Origin of the sequence: Mycobacterium sp. shizuoka-1 (genome assembly GCF_002723835.1) — a bacterium.
In the GTDB taxonomy this organism is placed as follows: Bacteria; Actinomycetota; Actinomycetes; order Mycobacteriales; family Mycobacteriaceae; genus Mycobacterium.
On the sequence record NZ_BEWG01000133.1, the window covers coordinates 56,075 to 62,763 of the forward strand.

The 6,689-nt window shown below is 66.9% G+C and carries 7 protein-coding genes; all 7 read right to left on the reverse strand.

The features are described from left to right. Positions 1-423: 423 nt before the first annotated feature. Entirely contained in the window at positions 424-879 is a 456-nt protein-coding gene (rplI, locus tag MSZK_RS30720) for a 50S ribosomal protein L9 (RefSeq protein WP_099252289.1), read from the reverse strand. Positions 880-896: 17 nt separating this feature from the next. Beyond that, positions 897-1,151, reverse strand: coding sequence for a 30S ribosomal protein S18 (rpsR, locus tag MSZK_RS30725; protein ID WP_005142196.1), 255 nt, complete (start codon positions 1,149-1,151; stop codon positions 897-899). A 59-nt stretch (positions 1,152-1,210) separates the two neighbouring features. After that, positions 1,211-1,723, reverse strand: a complete 513-nt coding sequence (locus MSZK_RS30730; protein ID WP_099252290.1) for a single-stranded DNA-binding protein — start codon at positions 1,721-1,723, stop codon at positions 1,211-1,213. A gap of 80 nt (positions 1,724-1,803) precedes the next feature. Beyond that, entirely contained in the window at positions 1,804-2,094 is a 291-nt protein-coding gene (gene rpsF / locus MSZK_RS30735) for a 30S ribosomal protein S6 (protein WP_099252291.1), read from the reverse strand. A gap of 111 nt (positions 2,095-2,205) precedes the next feature. Then, positions 2,206-2,844 (reverse strand): DJ-1/PfpI family protein, encoded by a 639-nt coding sequence (locus MSZK_RS30740; protein ID WP_099252292.1) that lies wholly within the window; start codon positions 2,842-2,844, stop codon positions 2,206-2,208. Next, positions 2,813-4,474: a glycosyltransferase family 87 protein gene (locus MSZK_RS30745; protein ID WP_371411423.1), complete on the reverse strand. Its 1,662-nt coding sequence runs from the start codon at positions 4,472-4,474 to the stop codon at positions 2,813-2,815. The genes MSZK_RS30740 and MSZK_RS30745 overlap by 32 nt, the downstream gene beginning before the upstream one ends. A 29-nt stretch (positions 4,475-4,503) precedes the next feature. Further along, on the reverse strand, positions 4,504-6,689 hold a 2,186-nt coding region (locus MSZK_RS30750), incomplete at its 5' end, for a transglycosylase domain-containing protein (RefSeq protein ID WP_099252302.1).

Below are 6,689 nucleotides of genomic sequence, written 5' to 3' on the forward strand. Positions count from 1 at the left end.
TTGTACCGCAATCCCCCGACAAGTCCTCGCCCTGGCGGTGACGATGCACCGCCGACGGCTCACGCTAGACGTTGCTGGGGCCCTCGCAAACCGGGCCTGTTCATCAACCTGTTAGTGGTTTGTGGATAGCTGGGGAAACTAGTGTTGAGTCGTTGGGGAGAACCTGTGGATTACGGACTATTTTCGTGTCATCTGCCCAGCTGAGCGCAGGGTAGCCCCAGGTGTGTGTTGTGGATGGCAAGTTGCTCGGCGTGTCGGCCCCGGTTGCGATCTCGGGCGTGTTGTGTTGCCGGAGATTATGCGCCAGGTTAACGGCTGGTTAGATTAGCTGAGCGGAGCCCGCCGGAAAGAGTTCGCCAGAAATACAGCAATTCCCCGGGGGCAGCCGGTAAGGGCCGCCACCCGGGGAATTGTCGCGTATGGCTAATTTTGTGCGACGACGTCCAGCGCGATGTCGACGTTCACCTCGGGGTGCAGATGCACCGCGACGGTGTGGGCACCGGTCGCCTTGATGTGGGCCTTGGGCAGCTGCACGGTGCGCTTGTCCAGGTTGGGCCCGCCGGCCTTCTTGATCGCCGCGACGATGTCGGTGGCGGTCACCGAACCGAACAGCTTGCCCTCCGCAGAGGACTTCACCGGCAACTGAATCGGGCCGAGCGCCGCGATGGCGGCCTTGATCTCGTCGGCGTGCTCACGGTCGCGCACGGTCTTGGTCTCGCGGGCCCGGCGGATCTCGTCGGCCTGCTTCTGCGCACCACGCGAGGCCACGATGGCCAGGCCGCGCGGCAGCAGGAAGTTGCGGCCGTACCCGTCCTTCACCTCGACGGTGTCTCCGGCGGTGCCGAGATGGTCGACCTCAGCGGTCAGGATCAGCTTCATGTCGTTATGTCCGTTCTCTACCGTGCCGCCGACGTGAACGGCAGCAGGGCGACCTCACGCGCGTTCTTGACGGCGATCGCGATGTCGCGCTGGTGCTGCACGCAGTTACCGGTCACCCGGCGGGCACGGATCTTGCCGCGCTCGCTGATGTAGGTACGCAGCAGCTGGGTGTCCTTGTAGTCGATGTCCTGCCCCTTCTTCGAGCAGAACACGCACTTGCGGGTCTTGACCGGCTTTTCCGGTGCCGGACGCCGCTTGTTGGTCTTGGCCATGGGTCAATCACTTTCGTTCTTATGGGTGGCGCGCCCGTGGCGCGCAAAGGTTGTGTGTGTCAGAAAGGCGGTTCGTCGTCGCCGCCGGCGAACGAACCCGACGCCGGGGCGCTGCCCCACGGGTCCTCCGCGGGCTCGCTGGCCGCAGCCGGGCGGGAGTTCCCGCCGCCACCGCCGCCGCCAAAGCCGCCGCCTCCGCCGCCACTGCGCGAGGCCTTGTTGACCTTGGCGGTGGCGTAGCGCAGCGAGGGGCCGATCTCGTCGACCTCGACCTCCATCACCGTGCGCTTCTCGCCCTCACGGGTTTCGAAGGACCGCTGCTTGAGCCGGCCGGTCACGATGACCCGCGAGCCCCGGGTGAGGCTCTCGGCCACGTTCTCGGCCGCCTCACGCCAGATGTTGCAGCGCAAAAACAGCGCTTCGCCGTCTTTCCACTCCCCGCTCTGGCGGTCGTAGATCCGTGGTGTGGACGCCACCGTGAAGTTGGCGACGGCCGCACCGGACGGGGTGAACCGCAGTTCGGGGTCGGCGGTCAGATTTCCGACGACGGTGATGGTCGTGTCACCGGCCACAAGGTCCTCCTGGCATAGGCGGGTGGATTCACCGCGAGCCTACGTAACAGCTCTGACGCGCGGCGGGCTTTGTCCTGCGACTAGTGCTTGTCGGTCCGCATCACCTTGGTCCGCAGCACCGACTCGTTCAGGTTCAGCTGACGGTCGAGCTCGGACACGGTGGCCGGTTCGGCCTTCACGTCGACGACGGCGTAGATGCCCTCGGCGTGCTTGGCGATCTCGTACGCCAGCCGGCGCCGGCCCCAGATGTCGACCTTGTCGACCGTTCCACCGTCACTGCGGATGACGTTCAGGAACGTCTCCAGAGACGGGGCAACGGTGCGCTCGTCGAGAGTGGGGTCAAGGATGACCATGATTTCGTATGGACGCATGGGAACCTCATCACCTCCTATGGTCGTAGCGGCCGCGGTGGATCCGCAGCAGAAGGGTCGCCTGCGTCGGCAACCTGCCCAGGCTACCGGAGCACAGGCTGATCAGCGAAATCAGCTCCGCTGGGCGTAGTACTCCAGCGCCAGCTGGACCGTCGAATCCGAGGCTTTGCCGAGCGCGCCCGCGTCGAACGGCGGCTGCGGGTCGTACTCGATCATCAGCTGGCTGGCCTGCGCGGCGTCCGCGGAGACCAGCAGTTCGACCAACCGCAGCGCCATGTCGATGCCGCTGGATACCCCGGCCGCGGTGATGATGCGCTGCGGCAGGTGCTCGACGACGCGCTGCGGGGTGTAGATCGCGCCGAACGACTCCAACAAGTCGGTGGCCCGCCAGTGGGTGGCGGCGGTCAGCCCGGTCAGCACCCCGGCCGCGGCCAGCATCAGACTGCCGGTGCACACCGACGTGGTGAACCGGGTATGCCGGTGGACCTCGCGGATCCAGTCGAGCACCGCGACGTCCTCGACCAGGGTGCGGGTGCCGATCCCGCCGGGGAACACCAGGACGTCGGGGCGGGTGACCTCCTCGAAGGTGGCGTCACACGTCAGCCCCAGCATCCCGTTGTCGCTGCGCACCTCACCGCGTCGGTGGCCGACGAAGACGACGTCGATCGACGGGACGCGCTGCAGCACGTCGTACGGACCGATCGCGTCCAGTGCGGTGTTACGCGGGAACAGTGCTATCGCGACTTGCATCAGCTGCCTCTTGTTGTTCGGGCTGATCGGCAGCCGCCGCGCGCGGACGCAGCCACCGTGGGAACCACGCCGGGGGCGCGTCCGGGGCGCCGTCGAAGACTCCCCCGGCCGGATCGTCGACCCTGCCGTTGAAGCGCACCAGATCCAGTTCAGGGCGGTAGATCTGGCGCACCACCAACACCATCAAGCCGATCACCGCGATGTCGCGCAGCAGCACCGTGGCGGTGAACCACTGTTCGGGCAGGCCCTTGTTAGCCTCCCCGTACAGGTAGAACATCCTGGGCACCCACACCAGCATGTCAATCGTCATCCACGCCAACAGAATTCGTCGGTGCGGCAGCGCCAGCACCGCCAGCGGTACCAGCCACAGCGAGAACTGCGGGCTCCACACCTTGTTGACCAACAGGAACGCCGCCACCGTCAAGAACGCCAGCTGCGCCACCCGGGGACGCTGCGGTGCGGTCAGCGCGATGTAGGCGATGGCCGCGCAACACAGCAGGAACAGCACCGCGACGACCGTGTTCAGGATCGTCGGGGGCTCCCAGAAGCCGAGATTCGCATCGAAGCCGTCCCAGCCGGTGAACGACTTCACCACGTTGTACAGCGAGTCCATGTCGTCACCGCGGCGGGAGTTGAGCCGGAAGAATTCCGACCAACCGCGCGGAAACAGGGCCAGCACCGGCAGATTCACCACGAACCAGGCCCCCACCGCGGCGACCACCGTCTTGGCCGCCTCGGGCATCCGGTCGCTGCGGATCGCCAGCACCACCAGCGGCAGCAGCAACAGCGCCGGATACAGCTTGGCGGCCACGCCGAGCCCGATCAGGATCCCGGCCAGCACCGGCCTGCGCCGCGCCCAGGCCAGCAGACCGCCGATCGCCAAAGCCGTTGCCAGCGCGTCGAAATTGGTGAAGATCTGGAACACCAGCACCGGCGAAGCGGCCACCAGTGCGGCGTCCCACACCCGACGGCCCGCCAGCCACGACGACGCCCACACGGTGGTCAGCCAGGCCAGTGCCAGACCGAACGCGGCGATGTTGAAGAACATCACCACCTCGGCGATTACCGGCAGCGACACCATCTTCGCCACCGTGGTGTACGTCTTGGCCAGCGCCATCGACACGTACTGGTACACCCCGGTCAACACCGGATACTCCATGTACCGAATGGCCGGCCGGCCGTCGTAACGGGTCTGCGGCCGGCCACTGGAGTCCGTCTCGATCCAGCTCGACTTGTACGGAAAGCGCCCCTGGCTCAACAACTCCGCGCCGTAGAGCGGCACGGTGTCGGAATAGCACAGCTCGAAATAGGCGCGCTGGTTCTGCCAGTTCGCCACCCGTTGATCCGGCGGGCCGCTGCCCACGGTCTGCAGGCACGGCGCCTTGGTGGACCAGCCCAGCGCCAGCACGACCAGCGCCATCAGGAACATCACCCGCAGCGGGGTGAAGATCCGCGTGCGGCCGATCAGCGCGTGGCGGCCCACCGGGCCACCGACCACCTCCGACAGGGCGGACCCCAACGGGTCGGTGCGGCTGGGCATGTCGCGGTCGTCAGCGCTGCGCAGGTCGCCGGCAAGCGGTTGCGGTGACACCGTGTCACGGCCGGAGCCCACCGACACACCGCCGGTCAAGTGGTCCTCTGCCTGGCCCCCGCCCTCGATCACGGCGGCGGAGGCGGAAGCGGCGCGTTCGGGTCACCGCCGCCTACCGGCGGCTCCGGGGCACCCGGCACGACCGGCGCACCGGGCGCACCCGGCGGCGGGGGCGGTCCGATCGGCACCGTGACGGTCGTCGGCGGCCCGAGCGGAATCGTGATGCCCGGGGCGACTTCGATACTGGGCTGGATCACCGTCTCCGTCGTCGACGGCGGCGGTGGTGGCGGCGGCGCCGGGACACCGGCGTACCCGCCGATCTCGGTGGGCTTGGGGAACGACTCGTTGTCGGTGCCCTTCAGCGCCCCGTCCATGGTCGCTTTCCAGATGTCCGACGGGATACCCGAGCCGTACACCGACCCACCGGATTTGGTGACCAGCGGCTGAGTGCCGTCGGTCGTACCCACCCACACCGCCGTCGACAACGACGGGGTGTAGCCGACCATCCACGCGTCGCGGTTGTCGCCGGTGTCGCCGAGCTGGTTGGTTCCGGTCTTGGCCGCCGAGGGGCGACCGCCGGCCAGGTTGTGCCCGTTGGACCAGCCCGCGATCGGCTGCATGGCCGCGGTGACGTTGTCGGCGACCGCCTTCGGGATGCGCTGCTCGCCGCTGTTGTCGGCGGTGCCGGCGTCGAAGAGCACCTCGCCGCGCGCGTTGACGACCTTCTGCACGAAATGCGGCTTGTGGTAGACGCCGGAGTTGGCCAGCGTCGCGTACGCCGAGGCCATATCGAGCACCCGGGTCTGGTACTGGCCCAGCACGACACCGTTGTTGGGCGGGCCGCCCTTGCCATCCTCGGACAGCGTGTGATCGACACCCGGGAAGCTTTCGGCGATGCCGGCTCGGTGCGCGGCGTCGGCCACATCGGCCGGGCCGTTCTTGAGCTTGAGCATCAACCGGTAGTAGGAGGTGTTCAGCGATCGCTTGAGCGCCTCGGCGATATTGCAGACACCACAGCCCTCACCTTCGACGTTGGTGATCGTGATCCCGTTGAGGGTGACCGGCGAGCTGTCCACCTGGTAGCCCAGCCCCATCCCCTGCTCCAGGGCGGCGACCAACGCGAACACCTTGAACGACGAGCCGGTGGGCAAGCCGGCCTGGGCGAAGTCGAATCCCTGGGCGTCCGAACCGCCGTAGTACGCCTTCACCCCGCCGGTGCGCGGGTCGATGGACACCACTGCAGAGCGCATGTCCGGCATCTGGCCGTCCAGATACTTCGACACCGCGTTCTCCGCAGCCTGCTGCGCCTGCGGGTCGATCGTGGTGGTGATCTGCAGGCCCTGGGTGTTCAACGTCTGCTCGTCGATGTTGAACAGATCGAGCAGTTCCTTGGTGACCTGGCGTTCGATCAGCCCGTTGGGCCCGGTGGTGACGTTGGCCGAGCGAGCCTCTTCCGGCGGCACCGTCGGCGGGAAAACCTGTTGGGCACGTTCTTCTTTGGACAGCGCCCCCATCGACACCATGCCGTCGAGCACCCAGTTCCACCGGCTGGCCGCGCCGTCGGGATCGATCGCCGGGTCCAGTGTCGACGGCCGCTGGATCAGCGCCGCCAGCAGCGCGCCCTCGGCGACGGTCAGCTGTTCGACCGGCTTGTCGAAGTACGCCTTGGACGCCGCCGAGATGCCGTACGCACCGCGACCGAAGTAGATGATGTTCAGATAGGCCTGCAGCACTTCGTCTTTGGACCACTCACGAGACATCTTCGTGGAGATCACGAGTTCCTTGGCCTTGCGCACCAGGCCACCGACGCCGGAGCGGGCATCACCAACCAGCGCGTTCTTGACGTACTGCTGGGTGATCGTCGACCCACCCTGCAGGTCACCGCCGACGAGGTTGTTCTTGATAGCCCTGGCGAAACCCGAGAACGAGAAACCCGGATTGGTATAGAAATCACGGTCTTCGGCGGCCATCACCGCGTTGCGCACCTGCACCGGAACCTGGTCGATGTTGACGTCGACCCGGTTGCCTTCCGGCGGAACGATTTTTGCCAGCTCGGAGCCGTCACTGGCCAGGATCGTCGACACCTGGTTGGTGCGAAGATCGTTCGGCTGGGGCACCTTGACGATCAGGTAGGCCATCCCGAAGGTGACGATCGGCAGCACGACCAGCAGCACCACGCACAGGTACAGCGAGCGCCGCACCCACTTCCAGTTGATCTGCTGGGAGAAGCTCGGCGGCTTGGGCGGCGGGGGGC

Coding starts and splice junctions, on each gene's coding strand:
- rpsF (WP_099252291.1), bottom strand. CDS start 2,094: ATGCGTCCATACGAAATCATGGTCATCCTTGACCCCACTCTCGACGAG.
- rplI (WP_099252289.1), bottom strand. CDS start 879: ATGAAGCTGATCCTGACCGCTGAGGTCGACCATCTCGGCACCGCCGGA.
- rpsR (WP_005142196.1), bottom strand. CDS start 1,151: ATGGCCAAGACCAACAAGCGGCGTCCGGCACCGGAAAAGCCGGTCAAG.
- MSZK_RS30740 (WP_099252292.1), bottom strand. CDS start 2,844: ATGCAAGTCGCGATAGCACTGTTCCCGCGTAACACCGCACTGGACGCG.